This window comes from Roseateles sp. GW821-FHT09G09 (genome assembly GCF_059415965.1).
This window is the reverse complement of sequence record NZ_JBWKOG010000012.1, coordinates 36,980-58,109: the sequence shown is the minus strand read 5'-3', so window position 1 is coordinate 58,109 and position 21,130 is coordinate 36,980. Positions and strand designations below refer to the sequence as shown.

The following is a 21,130-nucleotide window of genomic DNA, read 5'->3' as shown; positions in this document are numbered from 1 at the left end:
ACGCCTTGGATGCCGTTACAACAAGGCGGCATCGTCGGCAGTGCGTCCCTCGTCGGAGGGCCGCATCCGAACCGGTGCCTGGGGATGCGAAGCGAGATCGCGCAGCGCCGAGGCCAGCGTCCCGTGGCGGTAGGCAAAGCCGCCCGCCAGCGCCACGCGCGGCAGCACGCGCTGACCGTCCAGCAGCAGCGTCGACATCTCGCCCGCGAGCCGGCGCAGCGGCGCCGCCGGCAGGCGCATCCAGGCCGGGCGCCCGAAGGAGGCGGCGAGGGCGGTCGAGAACGCCGCCTGCGAGCAGAGGTCTGGCGCCACCGCGTTGACGGCCCCGCGCACGTCCGCGCGGCGCAGCGCCCAGTCGATGAAGCCCACGGCGTCGTCCAGATGGATCCACGGCATCGGTTGACGACCGTCGCCCAGTCGCGCGGCCAGTCCGAATCGCGCCGCCAGCGCCTGCATCGGATACGCGCCGTCCTCGCGACCGAGGATCACGCCGAAGCGCAGCCGCACGACGCGCATGCCCAGCCCCTCCATCCGCATCGCCTCATGCTCGACGGCGGCGCAGAGGTCGGACTGGAACACGCCGCGCTGCGCGCGCGAGCGTTCATCGCAGATCACGCCGTCCTCGGGCACGCCGTAGAAGCCCACGGCCGACGCGGCCACCAGCACCGCCGGCGGATGCGCCAGACGCCGCGCCAGCTGATGGAGTTCTTCAGTCAGGCGGGTACGGCTGTCCACCAGCTCGCGGCGACGCGCGCGTGTCCAGGGGCGACCAAGCACACGGGCGCCGGCGAGGTGGACGACGGCCTCGATGCGGGTCTCGGCGGCGATCTCGTCGAGCGCCCCGACGACGGCGATGTCCGCGCCGAACTGCAGCCGCGCCTGCTTCGGGTCCCGCGTCAGCACGATCAGCCGCCGGCCCTGCGACCGCAGCCGACGCACCAGCGCCTGACCGACGAATCCGGTCGCGCCGGTGATCAGCACGGCCGCGGCCAGGCGAGGCACCGCCGGCAGCGCCGGCTGATCGCGCAAGGCCGCGCTCTCGCGGCCCAGCCGCCGCACGGCGAGCACGTTGCGCACGCTCCATGCCCACACCACGATCGCCATGGCCGTGAAGAGCCACGACACCAGCCCTCGTCCCGCCGGCGCCAGGCCGGTCGGCTGCTGCCACCAGTCGAGCAGGCGCGGCCCCATCAACCCCAGGAACAAGCCGTAGCAGACGGTCAGCACGGTGTGCAGCCAGCGCTCGAAGGGGGGCAACTGGCGGGTGCGGTCCTCTTCCAGGAAGTCGGCCAGCGTGATGACGACTTCCACGCCCAGCACCACCGCGACCGCGACGGCGAGCGCGCCGTGCCACGACCACCACGCCAGGCCGAGGAAAAGGGCGCCGTACAGCGCCTCTCGGCCCGCGTGCAGGGCGAGCTCGCGCCGGGCGCCGCGCTGCTGCGGCAGTCGGGCGGCCCATTCGTGGTGCCAGAGGTTGTCGAAGGCGCCGAGCAGCGCCTGGCCGATGAGGACGGCATCGAGGATGTGCATGTCAGGACTCCTGGACCGGGTCGATGAACTCGCCGGTCTGTTGAAAGGTCTGGCCCCAGCGGGCGTGGGTCATGGTCAGGGTGAAGCGGAAGCGGCCGGCGCCGAGGTCGCGGTGCTCGACACAGCACTGGCCCGGGCTGAGCAGCGCGGGCAGGCGCAGCCGGACCGGGCCGAGGCACCAGAGGTAATGGCGGCTCTGGAAGACGAGGGCGCCGTCGTCTTCCAGGACGTCCAGCGCCATGGCCAGACCGCCGCGGGTGCGTTCGAGCACGCCGGGGCCGGCCGGATGCGCGCGCTTGACGGACTGGACGACCCGGCGGCCCAGCCGGCGCGACCAGATCACGCCGCCGTGGCCGTCGGGCGTGACGGCGACTTCGACCGGCAGGTCCTTCGCGCAATCGGGCGTGAGCGGTCCGCGCAGCGGCCAGGCGAGCCAGGCCAGCACGCGGCCCAATGGCGAGCAGTGCAGGTCCATCCGGCCGACGTAGCAGACCGGCTCCGCATGCGTGCCGAAACGGCGCTGCACGGCCGCAGGCAGCCGCGCCCAGGCCTCGGCACCCATCAGGGCGGGGAGGTCGAGGGCGGCCGGTGCCGGCGATGGCGCCGAAGTCGGAACCAGGGCAGCCAGTCGGGACCGGCGCTGGAGCGGGGTGCGGAAGAGGACGTTCATGCCTCCTCTATCGCGAGAATCGGGCCACCCTGAAAACGCGGCTAAGTCGTTGATTCCATTCAGCAGCCAACCTTGGGTTGTGTTCGTCGTATACAGTTGCCGCCCTGTCGACTGTCTACGACGTATACACATGCTGCTGCGGGTGACGATGGGGCTGGCGCTGGCGGAAACGCTGCTGCTGGCGGGCGTGCTGCTGGCCTGGGCGGACCGGGTGGCGGGCGGCCGGTTGCTGGCGGCCTTCCTGGTCGCGATCGCGGTCTGGATCTCCGGGAACGAGCTGCCGAACTGGTTCGGACCGGGCGTCGAGCCGTTCTCGCTGCACGTGCTGGCGACCGCACCGCTGGCCGCCGCGGTGTTCTTCCATTTCTGCGTGGTGTTCTGCCGCGCGCCGCTGCGCCGCGGCTGGATCACCGCGGCCTACGTGCTCGGCGGCGTCGCGGTGCTGGCGTCGCAGGTGCTGCGGCCAGCGCACTTCGTCGACCATCCCGACGTGGGCCGCCTGGCCGTCGCGGAGCCGGCCGCCGTGATCACCAGCCTGTCGTGGGTGATGCTCGGACTGGGCGGCGTCGGCGTGCTGCTGCACACCTGGATGCGTCCGTCCGTCGACGGTCGCGGTCCCGCGCGGGGTCAGGTCGCGGCCGTCACGGCCTCGTGCCTGTGGGGGCTGGTCTGCCTGGGCGGCTACGCCATCGCACTGATGCGCTGGCCGGTCTATCCGTTCCCGCTGCTGGCCTTCCCGCTGTATCCGCTGATGCTGGTCTACGGGATCCTGCGTTACGGCGTCTTCGTCGCCAACGCCTGGGCCGGCAAGGCGCTGGTGTGGACCTTGCTGCTCGCGTCGGGCATCGCGATCGTGGGCCTGATGCCGTTGGTGCTGCCGTTCGAGTCACGCTGGCTCAGCGGTCTGGCGGTCGCCGCCGGTTGCCTGGCGCTGAACGGACCGGTGCGACGTTTCGTGCAGCGGCTGATCTACCCGGGCGGCGAGGTCAGCGCCCAGGACCTCGGCCGCTGGCGCGAGACGCTGCAGGCGGCCGACAGCCTCGATCGCCTGGGCGCGGAGGCCGCCGCACTGCTCAGCCGCCGCCTGGGCACGTCGGTGACGGTCAGCGTGGAAGAGGGCACCGATCACGCATTGCCGTCGACGGATCGCCCCGCGCTGACGATGCGTCGAGACGGCGTGTCCTGGACGCCGCGCTGGACCGCGTGGGAAGCGGCGCCGCCCGGACAGCGCCACGTGGCGGAGCTGTTCGCGACCGTGCTGGCCGATGCGGCCTTGCGCGTCGAGCAGGCGCAACAGGCCGCCGCGCGCGAGCGCGACCGCCAGGTCCAGGCGCGGCTTGCCGAACTGGGTGCGCTGGCCGCGACCGTGGCGCACGACATCCGCAACCCGCTCAACATCATCGGCATGGCGGTGGCGATGGCGCCGGCGGAGACGCGCCAGGAAGTCGGCGCGCAGGTGGCACGCATCGCGCACCTGACCAGCGACCTGCTCGACTACGCCAAGCCATGGCGCCTGCAGCGCGAGCGCGTCGAGCTGCGCTCGCTGATCGAAGACGTGATCCGTCGTCAGCCCGGTGCGCGCCTGTCGGCCGCCTGGCCGGCCGAGCTGAGGCTGGAGACCCTCGACCCGAGGCGCCTTGAACAGGCGCTGATCAACCTGATCGAGAACGCGCGTGGCGCGTCGGCGGAGGGTTGCGAGATCGACGTCGACCTTGACCTCGAGCCGGTCGCCGGCTCCGGCGGCGCGCTGTTGCGGCTGCACGTCTGCGACAACGGTGCGGGCGTGCCCGAGGAACTCCGCGATCGCCTCTTCGAGCCCTTCGCCTCGCGCAGCCCGGGCGGCACGGGGCTGGGTCTGGCGATCGTCGCGCGCATCGCCCAGGCGCACGGCGGACGCGTTTCGCTGACGACCCGTCCGCCCTGGACGACCTGTTTCACGCTGGAGTTGCCGCGATGAGTTCCTTCTCCACGTCTTCTTCGACGTCCGCGATCCACGGCCGCGTCCTGCTGGTCGACGACGAGCCCGCCTTCCAGCGGCTGGGCGGCGGCTTCCTGCGCAACCTGGGCCACGAGGTCCTCACCGCCGGCGACGGCGAGGAAGCGCTCTCGACCTTCGCCCGTGAGCAGCCGGATCTGGTGCTGCTGGACCTGGCGATGCCGCCGAGCATGGACCCCGAGCAAGGCCTGACCCTCATCCCGCGTTTCAGCGGCGCACCGGTCGTGGTGCTGACCGGCCACGCCGAGCACGAGCTCGCGCTGCGCGCGGCCGACCTCGGCGCCTGGGATTTCCTGGCCAAGCCGATCGACCCGGACCTGCTGCGTTTCGTCGTCGACCGGGCGCTGCGCAAGCGCCGGCTGGACACGGAGCTCGCGCAGCTGCGGCGCCAGCAGGGCGAGGACTCGATGGGGCTGGTCGGGCAGTCGCCGGCGCTGCAATCGCTGCGGGCGATGATCCGGCGCGTCGCGCCGACGCGCGTGAACGTGCTGGTGCTCGGGCCCACGGGCACCGGCAAGGAACTGGTCGCGCGGGCGCTGCACGAGCACGGCCCGATGGCCGCGGCGCCCTTCGTGCCGGTGCACTGCGGCGCGCTGTCGGCGGAGCTGCTCGAGAGCGAGCTCTTCGGCCACATGAAGGGCAGCTTCACCGGCGCCTATCGCGATCAGCCGGGTCTGGTGGAGGTGGCGCGCGGCGGCACGCTGTTCCTCGACGAGGTCGGCGAGATGCCGCCGGCGATGCAGGTCAAGCTGCTGCGTTTCCTGCAGGAAGGCACCTACATGCCGGTCGGCGGGCGTGTGACGAAGACCAGCGAAGTCCGCGTGGTCGCGGCGACGCACCGCGACCTTGAGGCGATGGTGCGCGCCGGCGAGTTTCGCGAGGACCTGTACTACCGGCTTAAAGGCGTGGTGCTGCGCACGCCGGGGTTGGCTGAGCGCCGGGGCGACGTGCCGGTGCTGGCGGCGAGTTTTGCCCGACAGCGCGGGGCGGGCATCGCGGCGGGCGCGATGGCGTGGCTGACGGCGCGCGAGTGGCCCGGCAACGTGCGCGAGCTGAAGGCGGTGGTCGATGCCGCGTCGGCGTTGCTGCTGCCGGGGCAGCAGGACGTGGATGCCGAGGCGCTGTCGCTGGCGGCCGGCGAAGGGCCGGTGACGGCGCCCCCGATGCCCGCAGGCATCGACAGCGACGATCGCGGCGGCCTGCTCGACCAGGCGATGACGGAGCTGGAGCGCCGGCTCATCAGCGAGGCGATGCAGGCCACCGAGGGCAACCAGTCCGAGGCGGCGCGGCGGCTGGGGATCTCCCGGGCGGGGCTGATCAAGAAGCTCGGGAGACTCGGACTGAAGTGATGTCGCTCCGGCGTCGCGCGTGCAAAGAACGCTAGTGATACCCGGTGATGCCCCCGGCCGCGTTCAGTCTCAGCCGGCCAAGGATTGCAGACTCCGCCTCCGGATGCGCGTCGATGTCGCGGACGATGAGCGCGGCGAGCCTGTTGCCGCGCTGGTTGCTGGCGGCCAGGGCATACAGGTAGGGCCACCAGTCGCGGGGCGCGACCCGGCCGTCCGACGAGGCGGCGGGCAGGGGCACGGCATCGTCTGGCGCCTTGGAGGCTTTCTGCCCTTTTGGCATCTTGAACGCCCCTTGCGGCAGCGCGACGTTGAGTGCCTCGTCCAGGGCGACGTTCTCCAGGCTGAGCAGTGTCTGCACGTCGCCCCCGTTGAATCCGCGGATGGGCAGCCAATTGAAGTCGAGCAGGACCTCCAGGCTCTCCTGACCGAAATCCTGCGTCGTCTGGAAGCCAGCCTTGTCGTCGGGATCGATCGTCCATTCCCTGGGTCCGAAGTGACTGATCCGCAGAATCACCGGCCGATTCAATGCGTTGGCGATGAGCAGTTTGCCAAGCACCGCATTCCGCGGCCCGACCTGTGCCGTGTAGAAATCGAGATCGAAGAAGGCGTCGAGTCGACCATCGTCCAGCCATGGATACCGCTTGAGGTCCTGCCATGCCTCGTAAGCCTGGGCGCTGTCCGGCGCAGAGGCCATCAGGGCCCGCAGCGACTTCTCGATCTTCAGCTGCCACTGCTCGCCCTTGGCGCGGTAGTTGTCGATCGTGCGGCTGCCGGTGCCGACGGTCACCTTTCCCTTCGAATGGGCCTTGGAGTCTTCGAACAGGGAGTCCTTCTGTTCGGAGTTCTGCGACAGACCGATCCGTTGTCCGCCGCGATTGGCCTGTAGGCCGGAGCCCTGGATGCCGGGCAGGTTGCGCATTTTTGTCACCTGGAAGGCGACGCGGACATCGCGGATCTCCTTGTCCGCGATCTCGGTACGAAACGCCGGGTCGACGAATGGCGCCACGTCGGGGGCCGGGGTGTCGGGCCTGCGCCGACCGACCATGGCGCGTTCTTCGCTCCGGCGCGCCGCGAGCATCGGCATCTCCCGAAGAAGCCGCATCAAGGCAGCCTCGTGGTCGCTGGCCCGCAGGATGGGACCCAGATCGACATTGATCGCGTCGGAAGCGGCGATCAGGCGAAGGTTCTCCATGGCCTCTTCCGGGACACGCTCGCCCAGTGTGCCGATCTGTTCCGAGTACCAGACCGACACGGCATCTGGGCTGACCTGTCTGTTCTTGTTGACCAGGCGTCGCTGGATCGGCGCTGTCGCCTCTGGCGCAGGCGAAGGTCCGGCCGGCGACTTCAGCAGGGCGGCCATGGCGCGACGTTGTGCGATCAGGCGGGGACTTTCACCGATGAGCGCCGCGAGCGTCGACGACGATCCCGCGGTCGAGTCTTCGGAACGTTGGGCGGCCGCCGTCCGCGGCAGCGGCGACGGCTCTCTTCGGTGGGGTGCCTTCATCCGGCGCATGATCCGGCCCACGCACGGGCACGCCATCGGAGGAATGCGGAGCATGGCGGGCGCTTTTCCTGAGCCGCCTGCGATCGGCGCTGCCGGGACCGTCGCCGGTCCCGGCCGTGGTTTCAGCGCGGCGTTTCGGCGCGGCGTTTCAGGCCGCGAAGCCGCCGTCGATCAGCAGGTCGGCGCCGGTGACGAAGGCCGCTTCCGGGCCCGCCAGGTAGGCCACCATCGCGGCGATCTCTTCCGCCTTGCCGTGGCGCGGCAGGGCCATCAGGCCGTGCAGGCCGGCGGCGAAGTCGGTGTCGGCCGGGTTCATGTCGGTGTCGACCGGGCCGGGGGCCACGTTGTTGACGGTGATGCCGCGCGGGCCGAGGTCACGCGCCAGACCCTTCACCAGACCGACCAGCGCGGACTTGCTCATCGCGTAGACCGCGCCGCCGGCGAAGGGCATGCGCTGGGCGTTGGTGCTGCCGATGTTGATGATGCGGCCGCCCTCGCGCATGTGCTTGGCCGCGGCCTGCGACGCGACGAAGACCGATCGCACGTTGACGGCGACGGTGCGGTCGAAGTCCTCCAGCGTGAACTGGTCCAGCGGCGCCACGGCGAGCACGCCGGCGCTGTTGACCAGGATGTCCAGACGGCCGAAGCGGTCGGCGACGCCGTCGATGGCGCGGGTGAGGGCGGCGGCGTCGGTGGCGTCCGCCTTGACGGCGATGGCCTGGCCGCCGGCCGCCTTGATTTCCTCGACCAGCGCTTCGGCGGCAATCGCCGACGAGGCGTAGCCGACGGCGACGGTTGCGCCGTCGCGGGCAAGGCGGCGGGCGGAGGCCGCGCCGATGCCGCGCGAACCGCCGTGGATGAAGGCGACCTTGCCGGCGAGGACGCCGTTGGTGGTGGTCTTGGCGGCGGTGTTGGTGGTGGTGCTCATGACGTTTCCTTTCGAGGAGGGGTGGTTGATGGGATGAACTATGGTCGTCAGCACCTGATTGCGGTAGTTGGAAAGCGGCGTGTTCAGTTTCAACCGTTGGTATAAGCTGGGGACATGTCGACCGAACTGAGCAGCACCCTCGACGCCTTCATCGCCGCCGCCGACGAGGGCAGCTTTTCCGCGGCGGCGCGACGGCTTGGCCTGACGCCGGCGGCGGTCAGCAAGAGCGTCGCGCAGTTCGAGGCGAAGCTGGGCGTGCGGCTGTTCCAGCGCAGCACGCGCAACCTGGCGCTGACGACCGACGGCGAGCGCCTGTACGCCCAGGTGCGACGACCGTGGAGCGAGATCGGCGACGCGTTGACGGACCTGAGGCAGGGCGCGGGCAAGCCGGCGGGGACCTTGAAGGTCGCGTTGGCCCACACGGTGGGCCGCGAGTACTTCGTGCCGATGATGGAAGCGTTCGTGCGGCGCTATCCGGACGTCGTGCCGGACCTGCATTTCGACAACCGCCAGGTCGACCTGGTGGCCGAGGGTTTCGACGTCGCCATCGGTGGCGGCATCGAATTGACGGACGCGCTCATCGCGCGCGAGCTGGCGCGGCTGCGGATCGTGCTCGCGGCGTCGCCGGCGTATCTGGCGGCCAATCCGGTGCCGAAGCAGCCGGGCGATTTGGCGCGTCATCGGGGGCTGCTGCGGCGGTCGTTGGGGTCAGGTCGGCTGGTGCCGTGGACCTTGAAGAACAACGCGGGCCAGGAGGAAGTCGCCAGCGTTCGGCCGGTGATGGTGCTGGACGATCCGGAAGCGATGGCTCGTGCGGCGGCCAGCGGCATGGGCATCGCGATGCTGCCGATGCCGCATGCCTGGCCGTTCCTGGAGCGCGGCGAGCTGGTGCGCGTGCTGCCGGCCTGGTACGCCGAGGCGCTGCCGCTGGCGATCTACTACACGAGCCGCCGGCTGGTGCCGGCCAAGGTGCGGGTGTTCGTCGATCACGTGATCGAGCAGTTCAAGGCGCAGGGGTATGCGGCGCGGTTCAAGCAGGGATGAAGGCGCTCGAGCTCGTGCGAAGGAGGGCGCTCAGGTCGAGCGCTGCAGGAAGCGCTCGATCTCGCTGGCGATCAGCTGCGGCTGTTCATGGACGATCCAGTGCGTGGCGCCGGGCACCTTGAGCACCTCCATCCGCGGGACGTAGTCCTCGAGACCGTCGAGCAGCCCGGGCAGCAGCGCGGTGTCGTCGAGCGCCCAGAACACCAGGGTCGGCATGGTCACCATGAGCCGATCGGGCGGCAGCACCGGGATGCCGTCGATGCTCTGGCCGGGCAGCGGCGGCTTCATCGGCGTCACGCGATAGAGGTTGCAGGCGCCGGTGAGACCGGCGCGCCACACCTCGCGATACTGCTGCTTGAGGTCGTCGGTGAGCCATCCGAAGCCGTCGGAGCCGGCCTTCATGTGGGTGAAGAAGGTCCACAGGCGCTGGAAGTCGTCCTCCGCGAGCAGCGCCTCCGCATCGGGCCGGGCGAGGAAGTTCATGTACGCGCTGGCCTCGCGCTGCGCCTCGTTGTTGCGCAGCTCGCGGGACAAGGTGCCTGCGTGCGGCGAATTGATGATGACCAGCTTGCCGATCTGGTCCGGGAAGGCGTTGGCGTAGCCCCAGGCGAAGGCGCCGCCCCAGTCGTGCGCCACCAGCGCGGTCATCGTGCCGTCTTCGCGTTCGGTGGCGACGAGCTGCTGGATGTCCTGCACCATCAGCTGCGCCTTGTAGGCGGCGACGTCTGTCGGTGCGCTGGAACGCTCGAAGCCGCGCAGGTTCGGCGCGACGCAGCGGTAGCCACCGTGCGCCGGATCGGCGAAGAACGTCAGCAGCTCGTCCCAGATGAAGGCCGCTTCAGGAAAGCCGTGGAGGAACACCAACAGCGGCCGGCCAGGCTCGCCAGCGGCGCGGCAGCTCAAGGTGATCCCGTTGGGGAGGCGGCGTTGGAAGGTCTCGATCATTGGGGCGGGTCTCCGAATCGTGTCCTGTCGCGGAAGCTACCTCAGGGCGCTCTGAATTGTTGCTGCGTCGGCGACGCGTCCGGCACCCGCCAAGCTCTGCCGAAAGAGGTCGAGGCGCGCAGCAGTTGCAGCCGGTCGATGCATCCATAAGACTGACAATGTGCAGCGCGAGACGTTGGCGCACGCTCTTCGCACGCTAGTGGTGTATATCCCTAGCAACACCTGACCCCAATAGCCGACTTCCCCAGTCGGCTTTTTTCTGCCTACTTCGAGACGTCGACCACTTGACCGGACGGCGAAACGCAGACCGCAGCACCATTCAGCACACCCACCGCATACGAAGGAGGGCAACGCGTTGTCGCTCGAGGGACAGCAGCACTAGCCGCAAGAGGCACGGGCCGCACTACGGGGCGATCACGCGAAACCTTCGACGTCGCCCTCTGCCACTCACTAGACGCCTGCTCAAGTGCAACGCCCGTATGCCAAACCCATAGCAAATAAAGCGCGAAACCGGCGACGACAACACCGACAGCGACACCACCCGCAACATGGACCCAAAGCGGCGCGCCGCGATCTTGTTGGAACATCGCATCCCCCTTTGGCACCGATTCTCCCTCAGTGCAAAGGCGGCCCCTCCGTGGAGAGGAAGAACGTATCGCCAAAGCCGGACAGCCAGGTCATGCACTCCACAGGGCCGTCAGCGGCCTCGCCGTAGGCGAGCGCAATCAGGTCGGCCATCGAATACGACTTGAACCACACCACCTCCGGCTTGGGCAGCACGATCCCCGCACTTCCGCTATAGCGATTCGACCAGTCATCCCCCTCAGCGAACGCCTTCAGCATGTACTTGCTCAGATAGGCCGCGAGCTTGCCGCTTGACTGCTGCGACCAACGCTTCCGGCGCTGCTGATCGATATTGCCGCCGAGGTCTCCCACCACGGCGCGCCAGACCGCCCGAACAACATTGAACGATTTCACCTTGACCCCAGCGTAGGGAAGGGCCTGCGGAAGGCGATGGATAGCCATGTGGACGTGCCACGCACCCCGCCTCTGACGCTCGAAGGCTGCGACGTACACAAAGCCAGGAAGCAGCCGACGCATCCTGCGCACGAACTCTTTCATGTGCTGCTTGCAGAGGGTCAGGTCTTGCTGGTTCTCACGGTAGGTCAGGGTCAGAAGGGCATCAAGCCCAAGGGCCTTCACCCGTCGACGCACCTGTGTTTTCGCCCGGCGAGCTGCCCGCAGCAGATTGGCCTGCCGACGCTCCTCCTCGGACTCCTCGCGCTCACGCGCCCACATCTCCAACTCATCGATGGTCGCCCGGCGCATCTCTTCCCAGACGACCTGCCGCGTGATCACAGCTTCCTTGTGCCCGTTCCCCAAGTGGTGAACGCGCATCACGTGTTCATCGCTTCGCTTGCCCTCGTACAGGATTCCGTCTATAAGCCTTCTCACTTGCACTCCTGCGTTGAGTGTTAGTCCCTGCCCCCGGACTGCTGGTAACAGTCGCGGGGGCTTTCTTTTTCCGATTCAGATCACGTAGATCGACGTCAGGGCCTCCAAAAAGGTCAGGCTGCACCCAGCGCCTCTGCGCAGCCATTTACACGCCCCTGGGCTCATCCTGGGGCAGCGCGACCCATCCCAGGCCGCCACACTCCCAGCACTCCGTAGCGTGCGGATCACCTGGGGCCGGATTGATCACCGGAAAGAACCCTTGACCGCAGCACTCAACGCAGACCATCAGCGGTACCCCAGCAGGAAAGGAACCGGTCGGAACATCGATGGAATCAGGCATCTGCACCCCTGTGTTCTGAAGTGTCCTAGGAATAAATCTAGCGGCGCTTCGCGCCGCCCCGCGACGCTGCGCTTGCTCGCGGGTCCGCGCGAGGCCGCCAACGAGCAAGCACCCTGTTCGCTCCTGTCCCCGCAAGCGGGGCCCCTTCGTCGCCGGCTTGTGCCGCAGGGCGCAACAACTACTCGAGCACATCTCGAGAGCCCAAGGTCTAGAGGTCACGAGCCCGCGCCCCGCGGCTGAGGACGCACCCTCGGAGGCGCACCGAGATCCGGCGCAATCTCCGGCACCGGGCTCGTGAAGACTGGCACCACCGTCCCACCAAGACTCCCGGCCTGCGCGACCACCTGCTGACTGCCCGCCCCAGACGGCGCCGATGCAGCAACAGGTACCGCCTGAGCGATCGGCTTGTCCCAAGCGACGAAGAAGCCACCGGCAACGATCTGGGTGCAGATCTGCCCAGGCACATCAAGCCGAGTGCCCTGCTGGCTATAGCACCGACATTCCCCTCGCATCGCGACACACGCCGCAGGGTAGGGCGCCTGAACCGGCTTGGTCACGTCGTCATAGATCGGCGCGGTATGCGGAAGACCATTCACCCGCGCCTGATAAGCCAAGGCGTACTCCATCGTGGTCATCGGACCGGCCCCACGACCGTCAGCTGCACGACCTGACTGAATCTCACCGTGTGGACCAGTAGCCGGAGCACCGGCCGCAGCAGCGACGTGAGCGCGCGCGGAATCGGGGTTGAGCCGCAAATACGCCAAATACGAGCAAATCGCGAAAGCAGCAATCAGGACAGGAATCATCATCACCCGTAAGGGTATGCGGCGCTGCACCGTATGCTTTTCAGCACTGGTGTACCAGCTAAATACTTCCTTCTGAAAACGCCAAGAGTGTCGGATTGATCCGGCACGACTCTTCAAAACGTTATCTCGACAACCAGTAGCGAATTCATGGATCGTCGTGTACCACGTGCCAAACTTCCGCACGACGTGGAAATGCCGATCAACGAGCGAGCGAACGAACGAGTCGATCAGCATCGGGCTTTGAGTAATTAGCACCAGGTCAAGGCCCAAATGACGATGCTCTGCCAGATCCTTAACCCACTGCGGAACCTGCCCCCGCCCAAACACGCCCATCTTCTTCTGGGCCTCGTCCACAACGAACAAGGCACCTGCGGGAAGTTGCTGCCATTTCTCTTCGTCCCAGATTTGCCAGCCTGGAATATTCAGGTCTTTGATGCCGTTGTGAAACACAGCGCGTGGCTCCGACTTCGTATCGCGGACCGTCTTCCACAGAGTCCACTGCGTTTTCCCATGCCCAGGGATACCCGTCACAAGAGTGATTGCCATTACTTCAGCCCCATCTTTTTCACGACACCGCCGACCATGCCGCGTAATGTCCAACGCACGACCAATGCCGAGCAGACGATGCTCACACACTGACCAATACGCAGACTGGACACGACGCGAAGCGCATTAGGATCGATATTGCTAATTCGTACCAACGCCTGATCACGAATCCAAGCAATAGACGTATCGATGCCTCTGTAGGAAAAGTAACCGATACCCAGCGAAATCAGCACACGACCGACGAGCGTACCGGCAGCACTGACAAGAGCGCCGATGAGCGCAACGATAAACACTGGCATGGCTTAATCCTTAAAAACGATAATCCCAGCCCAGAGCAAGCAAATAGCGACCGCGAGCTGTCCAACCATATTCAACGAAGTGCACATCTGGGAAAACGGCAATACCGCCTGCTGCCCCATCACCGAAACCGTCACATCAGACGGGCAACCTTGGCCCAGGCGATCCATCTGATCCAACTGGCTTGCAAGGGACAACGTCGACTCCTGCGGCGAGCCTCCCGGGTGATCGGGAGGACGGTCGCCACCAGCGATAGCCGCCTCGCCAGCGTTTTGCATGACAGTAGGCGGATCCTTGAACCACTGGCAGTTCCGGGTATAGACCTCACGGGCTAACGCGCATTGAACAGCATCACCTTCACAGTTGAATCCGCCTTCACAAGCGCCACCAAACGAGGATTTCTTGCACTGCGCGGAAGAAGGATTTTTGGCGCAATAGTCATCGCGCGGCTGTTCTTCAGTCTTACTGCCAACCTCATTCCCATGCCCGTCGGTATATTTGGTCACCGTAGTGCAGACAGCGCCAATACATGTCGTCTCTTGAGTACTGCCCTTTACCGCACTCTCAGGATCTTGCGGATTAGTCGGTGGGTCACCAGGTTGCGAACCACTGGCAGCAGTACTTGGACCCGGCGTCTTATTCGACGCACACGGAACACATACATCGACGCCGTTCACCTGACCTGGGCATTGATTGGCGCTACAAGCCACCGGAGCTGGAGGCAGACCATCACTGCCACTTGCCGCACCATTCGACTGCGGCTTGCCACCACACTGACTACCAGCCGATTTAAATGGCCATACGCCCCAAATTTGCCCATCTGCTCCGACCTTCCACTGACTAGGGGTAAACGAACAGCCACCATCGCAAAAACTGTCACCGGCATTTCCCATCTTGACGTCTGGCTGCGTCACCGCCTGATAGCCACCCTTGGCAGGGCAGTTATATGGAATACAAGACCCGCTAGAGGGCTTATTGCCCATAGTGCACTCACACGAGCCATCCGGCGAATTAACTGACCCATCCGGGCAACCAATCACGGGCGCCCTAACATGCCGATTAGCAGAACCCGACGACCGACCGCACGAGCCACTCTTACTGCAAACGTCGTACAAACACGTCTCGCCATTTGCTCCAGCAGACTTCACGGAATTCTCCGTTTTCTGAGCGATAAAACCGGCGCCGGCTGCGCAAGCGGCACTGATATCAACGTACTCACCTTGATCCGGAACATTCCACGTACCGGATGAAAACGAGTAATAAACTTTTTCCGGCTGCGGACCTTTGTCAACCGACCCAAATGCAAATACTGAGTTGGCACAAAAAAACAGACAAACTACGACGTAGACACGCATCAATCGCGCAGCAACATCCATAATGCCCCCAGCAATGAAATAAGACAGTAAATAGCGAGAACAGCCCGGGTTAATCCCTCAACAATATCCATAAGCCCCCCAGCAGTGCAATAACAAGGTAAATACCCATACCGCCCCCAGAAACGAAAAAGGCCCCGTGAGGGGCCCGCTTCAGACAGGAACGCTCACAGCGCCCCGGCCATCCACTTCCAGACGCGCGTGCCCACCTTCACGGCGAACACGGCAGCGCCGACGATTGCGACCGAAGCGCCAGCGGCTGTGACCGGACTGATGTCCGGATCACCGGCGGCAGCGTGCGCGACACCGGCCGCACCCAGGACACCGGCCACCATCAGGCCGCGCAGAACTTGCTTGTTCATCTCATTGACTCCAGCCGAAACATTGATACGAGCCCACCTATCGGCGTCGAAGAGCTCGCGCACGGACTAGTCGTCCGAATCCCTTGTGTTGAGCACGCTGAACAGCGCGCGAAAGCCCCAAGCGCACATCCACACGCCCATCACCGCCGCCGACACATAGGCGCCTTGCTCATACGTGAGAACCAACGGATTCGGCGGCACGTCCCCAGGCTGCAAAAGCACGACACCCGCGCATGCAGCGCCAGGGGCCAAGCTGGTCAGCTCGACCCCGGAAGCGCCTTGGACAGCGCAGACAGCCACGATCAGCAGCCAGCGCCAATGAGGCGCGCAGCAAGCCCACGGCAACGTCGCTCCCAGAACGCGACGGAACCTGCCTGAAGCGAGCCACAGCGTGCCCGCTCAAGCCAGAACATGGCTTGGTCCGTGAGGAACAACGCGTCGGCGCTCATGCTCCGGCCGCCACGGGCTTCGGGGTACGAGCAGGCGTCTGCGGGATCTCGACCAGCCCGGTCAGCACGGCCTCGATACGGCGAGACGCGAAGTTGGCGTGCAGCGCGAACGTCGCGGTGAACGTGCCGGGCTTGACCTTCTCACGCAGCGACTTCGGCACCTGCAGGACGCCGACCTGATCGACGGAACCGTCGTCGTTGAGCAGCAGGCACTCAGCGTCCTGCATGTCGTAGGCCTTCTGGGTCTTCTGGCTGATGCCGGTCTTCGGCTCGTTGAGCTTGAGGATCTGGATGATGCTTTGCATGGTCACTCCGAGTGCGCCCAGGCTCGCAAGCCGGGCATGTGGATGAAGTGATCAAGGGGTACGCAAGACCTGACCCCGGCATAGCCAAGGCGCCGCGTCAATCCGGACCTCCCTGATCCGCCCCCGGGGCCTCGCCGATCGCTCGACGTATGATTCCCTCTAGAGAGCACGTAACCGCTACGGGATACGTGAGAGCATCGTAAACGCTGGAGGTTACTAATGCAATTGACCGAACTGATCGACCGAGCATCGACCGTGGCAGGAAGCGACTACAAGTTGGCAAACGCGCTAGGAGTGGCGCGCACGAAGGTCAGCAATTGGCGCCATGGACAGGCGAGTTGCGGCATCGAATACCGGGCCCTCATGGCGAGCTTGGCGGGCATCGACGTCGACCAGGTCATCCACGACGCACTACTGGAAAAACACGCCAACACACCTCTGGGAGAGCGCCTTCTGAGTGCGTTGGGAAACGCAGTTCATGGCGGAGCGGCGATCACGCTTACTTCCGTCAGCGCCGTCTGTTTCGCGATGGTGGCCCTGGCTGACCAATGCGCAAGTCTGACAATGTGCATTATGTGACTGTCCATAAACCGATCACTCAAGCCTTGTGAGCTTCATGCTGTCCGGCAAGAAGCGCCCCTTCAATGGACCATTTCGCGTCAACACTCTCCTGCGATCGCGCCGGCCCACCGCCCACGTGGCGCCCCGAGAGACCGCGCGGGAGAAGCGTCGCCGCCTTCTCGATGAGCGCCATCACGGGCGCCATAGATGCCGCATCGACCGTAGGCGCAGTCGCTCGCCCCACCACAGGTCTGAGGTGCATCACACGCGCGTCACACGCGCACTCGCCTTGACGGCGCCGTTGCCGAGACGAGCGAGAGTCCGGCAGGCGGTCAATGCGTCATCAGCACCGGCAAGGTCATCGACTGAAGCACCGTGCGCGAGACGCCGCCCAGCACCCATTCGCGGGCACGGCTGTGCCCGTAACAGCCCATCACGAGCAGGTCTGCGCCGAGCTCGTCGGCAAACGACAGCAGTTGCTCACCGGCATTGCCGTCGATCTCGCCCAATGGGTGGCAGGCGAGCTTGATGCCGTGCATCTCCAGGTGATGGCAAAGGGCTCGCAGCTCGCTCGCCGCCGATTCGGAAGCGCACACCGCATGAACCTGGCCGGCACGTGCGAGCAACGGAAGCGCCGCGGCCACGGCATGCGCCGCTTCGCGCGTCGCCTTCCACGCGATCAGCACCGTCTGTCCAATCGGCCGGATGGCGCCCGCGCGCGGAATCACGAGGGCTGGCTTGCCGCTCTGGGCCAGGAGATCGGCGAGGAACTCCGGCGGCGTGTCGGACGATGCCGGATCGGAGGGATCCCGCTGTCCCAGCACCATCAGGTCGCAATACAAGGCGCGACGGGTGAAGCTGCCCAGCGCATCGCCGGACATGTCCCCACCCCATGACAGCCGCCGATGGCCGGCGCTTGCCGCCTTGAACACGGCATGGGCCTCGCTGCGACTCTGGTCGTCCAGGTCCGCCAGGTCGCCGGCCACCATCGCCCCGCCCTCCAGGGCTATGGGATAACGGAAGATCGACGGGGTCACGGCGTACACGCCGCTGACATCCGCCTCGAAGGTCTCGGCCAACATCGCCGCGACCTGGATGCGATCCACGCAGCGCGATGCGCCGTCGAGATGAAGCAAGATGGACTTGAGCGAAGGCATTGGGGACTCCTCAGTTCGGACCGATCGCGACGTCCACCATGGCCTGGGCTTCCTGCACGATCGACTGCAGATGCGCCGGGCTTCGGAAGCTCTCCGCGTAGATCTTGTAGAGCGCTTCCGTGCCCGACGGCCGCGCCGCAAACCAGCCCCCGGCCGCTTGGACCTTGATGCCGCCGATGGCAGCGCCGTTGCCTGGGGCCTGGGTGAGGACCGCGTCGATCCGCTCCCCGGCCAATTCGGTGGACGTGATGTGTTGCGGTGTCAACGCAGCCAGGCGGCGTTTCTGCGCCGGCGTCGCGGCGGCGGCCGTCAGGCGCGCCGCGGGGTCGCCCAACTGGGCGGCCAGCTCGGCGTACAGCACCCCAGGATCTTTGCCCGTCGTGGCCGTGATCTCCGCCGACAGCAGCGCGGCCGTGATGCCGTCCTTGTCCGTCGTCCACGCCGAGCCGTCACGGCGGACGAAGCTCGCGCCCGCGCTCTCCTCGCCCGCGAAGCCCAGGCTGCCGTCCAGCAATCCGGTCGCGAACCATTTGAAGCCCACGGGCACCTCGATCACGCGGCGATTCAGGCGGGCGGCGACCCGGTCGATCAGGGCCGTGCTGACGACCGTCTTGCCGATGGCGGCTTGCGGCCCCCACGACGACCGCTGGCGGAACAGGTAGTCGATGGCCACGCACAGGTAGTGGTTGGGCGGCAGCAAGCCGTGGGTCGGCGTGACGATGCCGTGCCGGTCGTGGTCGGTGTCGCAGGCGAAGGCGACGTCATAGTCGTCCTTCAGCGCCGCCCATCGCGCCATCGCGTAGGCCGACGACGGATCCATGCGAATCTGCCCGTCCCAATCCAGCGTCATGAAACGGAAGGTGGGATCGACGGACTCGTTGAGCACGTCCAGATCGATCCGCCAGTGATCGGCGATGGCCGCCCAGTAGTGAACGCCGGCGCCCCCCATCGGATCGACGCCGATGCGCAGCCCGGCGGCTCGAATCGCCGCCAGATCGATCACCTGATCGAGTTCGGCCACGTAGTGGCTTCGATAGTCGTGGCGATGCGTCGTCGGCGCGCTCAGCGCCTGCGCCAGCGTCATGCGACGAACGCCCTGCAGACTCGATTCGAGGTAGGCGTTGGCGGCCTTCTGAATGGCGCTCGTGACCTCGTCGCCGGCCGGTCCGCCATGCGGTGGGTTGTACTTGTAGCCCCCTTCCCGCGGCGGATTGTGGGACGGCGTCATCACGATGCCGTCGGCGCGTCCCCTGCCCCCTGAACGGTTGTGGTTGACGATGGCGTGCGAGATCGCCGGGGTCGGCGTGAATTCCCCGTCCGGCGCCAGCATCACGTCGACCTCGTTGGCCGCCAGGACTTCCAGCGCACTGGCGCAGGCCGGCGCCGACAGCGCGTGGGTGTCCACGCCGAGGAACAACGGGCCGCTGATGCCCAGGCGTTGCCGCTGATCGCAGATCGCCTGAGTGATGGCCCAGACATGCCACTCGTTGAACGAGCCGTCGAAGGCCGAGCCGCGGTGGCCCGAGGTGCCGAAGGCGACCCGCTGCCCGGGGACCGACGGGTCGGGCCGGTCGGCGTGGTAGGCCGCGACGAGCCGGGCCACATCGATGAGGTCCGACGCAGATGCCGCCTGGCCGGCGCGGGCGTTGATTTGACTGGACATGACGCGCGCGTTTTCCGTGGAGGTGATCCGCTGCGACTGTGCCCGCATGCGCGCCTGGTCGTCTGTTCGCTGACGCACGACATGGCCTCGGTCATGCGTGCCCGTGCCGCCACGGCGTCTTGCGCCATGGGGTCGCCATCATGGACGTCACCCCCCGGCCCGCAGGCGATCGATCTCGGCGAGCAGATCCAGCACCAGGGCCACGCCGGACAGGCTCAGCTCGAAGTCCCCCGCCAGCCGCAGCGCGCGTCGTGTCCGCGGCAAGGCGTCCCCGCCAAACTGCCACGCTTCCGGTCCCTGCCCTTGCGGCAATAACAGGCCTTCGTCCACCAGTGCGTGGACTTGTCCGGCGTCGGCGCCACTCGCACGGCACAGCGAGACCAGCGTGAACGACACCTGCTCTTCAACAACGACCGTCGCCGTCGTGATGATGTGCGGGTCAGTCATGGTTCAGAGCCTCCATGGCGGCGCGCGGCTGATAGGCGGCGAATCTGAGCGCGAATGCTTTGTAGGCCTCCTTGTCGGCGTCGGAGACCGACGGGGGCAGCGCGATGGTGAGCACCGCGTAGAGGTCGCCCGGCACCTTGCCTGGCAGTCCCTTGCCCTTCAGCCGCAGCTTGCGCCCCTGCAAGGAGCCGGGCGGAACGCTCAGCTGCACGCTGCCGTCGGGCGTCGGTGCCGTGACCGTCGCACCCAGCGCGGCCTCCCAGGGCGCGACCGGGAGATCGAAATACAGGTCACCCCCATCCAGCCGGAACAGCGGGTGAGGCAGGATCTGGATCTCCAGGTACAGGTCGCCGTTCGGTGCGCCGGCGTGGCCGGCGGCGCCCTGACCCGCCAGCCGCAGATGCTGGCCGTCGCGGACGCCCTTCGGCATGCTGACTTCCAGCTGCCGCGCCTGCATCACGGTCCGCCCCGTGGCGTCGACCACCGGCATCCGCAGCGAGATCATGCGCTGCGCGCCGCGGTAGGCGTCCTGCAGCCCGATGGCCACCTTGGCGTGGTGGTCGCGGCCCTGCACCGGTCCACGCGCGGCAGCGCCACGCGACATGCCGTCGGCGCCGTCGAAGCCCCGGTGCCCGCTTCTGCCGAACAAGGATTCGAAGAAGTCGCTGAAGTCCGTGACCAGCGGGCCGTAGCCGAGCCATCAGCGGCGTCGCGGCGCGACTCTGGACGAAGGGCAGCTTGGGGCTGCGCACCAGAAGCCCTGGGTGAATGCCAGGGTGAGTGCCTGGCGCATCGGCGTGCATCCGTCCAGTCAGTGACAGGGGCAGCCGGTCTTTGGAGCGATCGGCCGCATCGAGGACCCCAGCGTAGGCACAAGAGGCATCGGGAACGGTGCGGTGACGTCCCCCTCGCCGGTCATGCGTCTCCTGGAGGCGGTCCGACAAGCAGGACGGGGACGGGGCTGTCTCGAAGGACCAGGGCAGCATCGCTGCCGAGGACGAGCTTGGTGATGCCGCGGCGTCCATGCGTGCCCATCGCGATCAGGTCGACGCGGTGCTCGTTGGCATCCCGGATGATCCCGCTGGCCGCATGTTCATCGAAGGACTCCCGGATGCGCATGGTCACCGCCAAGCCTCGATCCTGAAGTTCCATGGCGGCCGTGGCGAGCATGTCGCGCGCGGACGCTCTCCTGGACTCGAGCTCATGACTCGCTCGTCCGTCGGGGCGGTGGGCGCCGAAGTTCGGGTAGGTGTCGAGCACGTGCAGCAGCGTGATCCGCGAGCCCATCGCCTGTGCGACGACCATCGCCTCGCGCAATCCGCGCAGTGCGGTCCGGCTGCCATCCAAGGGAACCAAAATGGCTGCGTACATGGTTGAGCGCCTTTGTGTAGGGGATCTGG

The 21,130-nt window shown here is 66.8% G+C and carries 20 protein-coding genes; 4 read left to right on the top strand and 16 right to left on the bottom strand.

Annotated elements, in window-relative coordinates:
* Nucleotides 1-15: 15 nt before the first annotated feature.
* Together AC07O8_RS25160 and AC07O8_RS25155 are read right to left on the bottom strand one after the other, a co-directional pair.
* Complete coding sequence (locus tag AC07O8_RS25160; protein ID WP_495050663.1) at nucleotides 16-1,533, bottom strand: TIGR01777 family oxidoreductase; 1,518 nt, start codon at nucleotides 1,531-1,533, stop codon at nucleotides 16-18.
* Nucleotide 1,534: 1 nt separating this feature from the next.
* Nucleotides 1,535-2,203 (bottom strand): DUF4166 domain-containing protein, encoded by a 669-nt coding sequence (locus AC07O8_RS25155; RefSeq protein WP_495050662.1) that lies wholly within the window; start codon nucleotides 2,201-2,203, stop codon nucleotides 1,535-1,537.
* A gap of 130 nt (nucleotides 2,204-2,333) precedes the next feature.
* On the opposite strand from AC07O8_RS25155, the gene AC07O8_RS25150 reads away from it, so the two are divergent.
* Nucleotides 2,334-4,160: a two-component system sensor histidine kinase NtrB gene (locus AC07O8_RS25150; protein WP_495050661.1), complete on the top strand. Its 1,827-nt coding sequence runs from the start codon at nucleotides 2,334-2,336 to the stop codon at nucleotides 4,158-4,160.
* A complete protein-coding gene (locus AC07O8_RS25145) occupies nucleotides 4,157-5,548 on the top strand; it encodes a sigma-54-dependent transcriptional regulator (protein ID WP_495050660.1) in 1,392 nt (463 codons plus the stop codon). Before AC07O8_RS25150 ends, AC07O8_RS25145 begins: the two co-directional genes overlap by 4 nt.
* A 31-nt stretch (nucleotides 5,549-5,579) precedes the next feature.
* Here AC07O8_RS25145 and AC07O8_RS25140 read toward each other — a convergent pair whose 3' ends face one another.
* Complete coding sequence (locus AC07O8_RS25140; protein WP_495050659.1) at nucleotides 5,580-7,106, bottom strand: hypothetical protein; 1,527 nt, start codon at nucleotides 7,104-7,106, stop codon at nucleotides 5,580-5,582.
* Nucleotides 7,107-7,200: 94 nt separating this feature from the next.
* Entirely contained in the window at nucleotides 7,201-7,980 is a 780-nt protein-coding gene (locus tag AC07O8_RS25135; protein ID WP_495050658.1) for an SDR family oxidoreductase, read from the bottom strand.
* Between the two features lie 114 nt (nucleotides 7,981-8,094).
* Here AC07O8_RS25135 and AC07O8_RS25130 point away from each other — a divergent pair, with 114 nt between their 5' ends.
* Entirely contained in the window at nucleotides 8,095-9,024 is a 930-nt protein-coding gene (locus tag AC07O8_RS25130; protein WP_495050657.1) for a LysR family transcriptional regulator, read from the top strand.
* A gap of 30 nt (nucleotides 9,025-9,054) precedes the next feature.
* Here AC07O8_RS25130 and AC07O8_RS25125 read toward each other — a convergent pair whose 3' ends face one another.
* The 7 genes from AC07O8_RS25125 to AC07O8_RS25095 all read right to left on the bottom strand — a co-directional run bounded on the left by AC07O8_RS25125 (nucleotide 9,055) and on the right by AC07O8_RS25095 (nucleotide 15,902).
* The gene (locus AC07O8_RS25125) at nucleotides 9,055-9,969 is read right to left on the bottom strand and encodes an alpha/beta fold hydrolase (RefSeq protein WP_495050656.1); all 915 of its coding nucleotides are present in this window, start codon (nucleotides 9,967-9,969) and stop codon (nucleotides 9,055-9,057) included.
* 615 nt (nucleotides 9,970-10,584) lie between these two features.
* Nucleotides 10,585-11,367 (bottom strand): rolling circle replication-associated protein, encoded by a 783-nt coding sequence (locus AC07O8_RS25120; RefSeq protein WP_495050655.1) that lies wholly within the window; start codon nucleotides 11,365-11,367, stop codon nucleotides 10,585-10,587.
* A 612-nt stretch (nucleotides 11,368-11,979) separates the two neighbouring features.
* Nucleotides 11,980-13,020, bottom strand: coding sequence for a zonular occludens toxin domain-containing protein (locus AC07O8_RS25115; protein ID WP_495050654.1), 1,041 nt, complete (start codon nucleotides 13,018-13,020; stop codon nucleotides 11,980-11,982).
* A gap of 95 nt (nucleotides 13,021-13,115) precedes the next feature.
* A complete protein-coding gene (locus AC07O8_RS25110) occupies nucleotides 13,116-13,415 on the bottom strand; it encodes a DUF2523 domain-containing protein (RefSeq protein WP_495050653.1) in 300 nt (99 codons plus the stop codon).
* Between the two features lie 3 nt (nucleotides 13,416-13,418).
* Nucleotides 13,419-13,919 carry a virulence factor TspB C-terminal domain-related protein gene (locus AC07O8_RS25105; RefSeq protein ID WP_495050652.1) on the bottom strand — a complete coding sequence of 167 codons (501 nt, stop codon included), beginning with the start codon at nucleotides 13,917-13,919 and terminating at the stop codon, nucleotides 13,419-13,421.
* A 1,034-nt stretch (nucleotides 13,920-14,953) separates the two neighbouring features.
* Nucleotides 14,954-15,148 (bottom strand): hypothetical protein, encoded by a 195-nt coding sequence (locus AC07O8_RS25100; RefSeq protein WP_495050651.1) that lies wholly within the window; start codon nucleotides 15,146-15,148, stop codon nucleotides 14,954-14,956.
* 445 nt (nucleotides 15,149-15,593) lie between these two features.
* Nucleotides 15,594-15,902, bottom strand: a complete 309-nt coding sequence (locus tag AC07O8_RS25095; RefSeq protein ID WP_495050650.1) for a hypothetical protein — start codon at nucleotides 15,900-15,902, stop codon at nucleotides 15,594-15,596.
* Between the two features lie 219 nt (nucleotides 15,903-16,121).
* On the opposite strand from AC07O8_RS25095, the gene AC07O8_RS25090 reads away from it, so the two are divergent.
* A complete protein-coding gene (locus tag AC07O8_RS25090; RefSeq protein WP_495050649.1) occupies nucleotides 16,122-16,481 on the top strand; it encodes a hypothetical protein in 360 nt (119 codons plus the stop codon).
* Between the two features lie 314 nt (nucleotides 16,482-16,795).
* On the opposite strand, the gene AC07O8_RS25085 is transcribed toward AC07O8_RS25090, so the two are convergent.
* The 5 genes from AC07O8_RS25085 to AC07O8_RS25065 all read right to left on the bottom strand — a co-directional run bounded on the left by AC07O8_RS25085 (nucleotide 16,796) and on the right by AC07O8_RS25065 (nucleotide 21,101).
* Complete coding sequence (locus AC07O8_RS25085; protein ID WP_495050648.1) at nucleotides 16,796-17,620, bottom strand: universal stress protein; 825 nt, start codon at nucleotides 17,618-17,620, stop codon at nucleotides 16,796-16,798.
* A 10-nt stretch (nucleotides 17,621-17,630) separates the two neighbouring features.
* Entirely contained in the window at nucleotides 17,631-19,283 is a 1,653-nt protein-coding gene (gene pgm, locus AC07O8_RS25080) for a phosphoglucomutase (alpha-D-glucose-1,6-bisphosphate-dependent) (protein ID WP_495050647.1), read from the bottom strand.
* A 147-nt stretch (nucleotides 19,284-19,430) separates the two neighbouring features.
* Nucleotides 19,431-19,730 carry a chaperone modulator CbpM gene (locus tag AC07O8_RS25075; RefSeq protein WP_495050646.1) on the bottom strand — a complete coding sequence of 100 codons (300 nt, stop codon included), beginning with the start codon at nucleotides 19,728-19,730 and terminating at the stop codon, nucleotides 19,431-19,433.
* Nucleotides 19,723-20,334, bottom strand: coding sequence for a DnaJ C-terminal domain-containing protein (locus tag AC07O8_RS25070; protein ID WP_495050645.1), 612 nt, complete (start codon nucleotides 20,332-20,334; stop codon nucleotides 19,723-19,725). The genes AC07O8_RS25075 and AC07O8_RS25070 overlap by 8 nt, the downstream gene beginning before the upstream one ends.
* A gap of 311 nt (nucleotides 20,335-20,645) precedes the next feature.
* Complete coding sequence (locus AC07O8_RS25065; RefSeq protein WP_495050644.1) at nucleotides 20,646-21,101, bottom strand: universal stress protein; 456 nt, start codon at nucleotides 21,099-21,101, stop codon at nucleotides 20,646-20,648.
* Nucleotides 21,102-21,130 lie beyond the last annotated feature (29 nt).

Coding starts and splice junctions, on each gene's coding strand:
- AC07O8_RS25110 (WP_495050653.1), bottom strand. CDS start 13,415: ATGCCAGTGTTTATCGTTGCGCTCATCGGCGCTCTTGTCAGTGCTGCC.
- pgm (WP_495050647.1), bottom strand. CDS start 19,283: ATGTCCAGTCAAATCAACGCCCGCGCCGGCCAGGCGGCATCTGCGTCG.
- AC07O8_RS25070 (WP_495050645.1), bottom strand. CDS start 20,334: ATGTCGCGTGGCGCTGCCGCGCGTGGACCGGTGCAGGGCCGCGACCAC.
- AC07O8_RS25135 (WP_495050658.1), bottom strand. CDS start 7,980: ATGAGCACCACCACCAACACCGCCGCCAAGACCACCACCAACGGCGTC.
- AC07O8_RS25120 (WP_495050655.1), bottom strand. CDS start 11,367: ATGCGCGTTCACCACTTGGGGAACGGGCACAAGGAAGCTGTGATCACG.
- AC07O8_RS25140 (WP_495050659.1), bottom strand. CDS start 7,106: ATGCTCCGCATTCCTCCGATGGCGTGCCCGTGCGTGGGCCGGATCATG.
- AC07O8_RS25065 (WP_495050644.1), bottom strand. CDS start 21,101: ATGTACGCAGCCATTTTGGTTCCCTTGGATGGCAGCCGGACCGCACTG.
- AC07O8_RS25075 (WP_495050646.1), bottom strand. CDS start 19,730: ATGACTGACCCGCACATCATCACGACGGCGACGGTCGTTGTTGAAGAG.
- AC07O8_RS25160 (WP_495050663.1), bottom strand. CDS start 1,533: ATGCACATCCTCGATGCCGTCCTCATCGGCCAGGCGCTGCTCGGCGCC.
- AC07O8_RS25145 (WP_495050660.1), top strand. CDS start 4,157: ATGAGTTCCTTCTCCACGTCTTCTTCGACGTCCGCGATCCACGGCCGC.
- AC07O8_RS25100 (WP_495050651.1), bottom strand. CDS start 15,148: ATGAACAAGCAAGTTCTGCGCGGCCTGATGGTGGCCGGTGTCCTGGGT.
- AC07O8_RS25155 (WP_495050662.1), bottom strand. CDS start 2,203: ATGAACGTCCTCTTCCGCACCCCGCTCCAGCGCCGGTCCCGACTGGCT.
- AC07O8_RS25095 (WP_495050650.1), bottom strand. CDS start 15,902: ATGCAAAGCATCATCCAGATCCTCAAGCTCAACGAGCCGAAGACCGGC.
- AC07O8_RS25125 (WP_495050656.1), bottom strand. CDS start 9,969: ATGATCGAGACCTTCCAACGCCGCCTCCCCAACGGGATCACCTTGAGC.
- AC07O8_RS25150 (WP_495050661.1), top strand. CDS start 2,334: ATGCTGCTGCGGGTGACGATGGGGCTGGCGCTGGCGGAAACGCTGCTG.
- AC07O8_RS25090 (WP_495050649.1), top strand. CDS start 16,122: ATGCAATTGACCGAACTGATCGACCGAGCATCGACCGTGGCAGGAAGC.
- AC07O8_RS25085 (WP_495050648.1), bottom strand. CDS start 17,620: ATGCCTTCGCTCAAGTCCATCTTGCTTCATCTCGACGGCGCATCGCGC.
- AC07O8_RS25130 (WP_495050657.1), top strand. CDS start 8,095: ATGTCGACCGAACTGAGCAGCACCCTCGACGCCTTCATCGCCGCCGCC.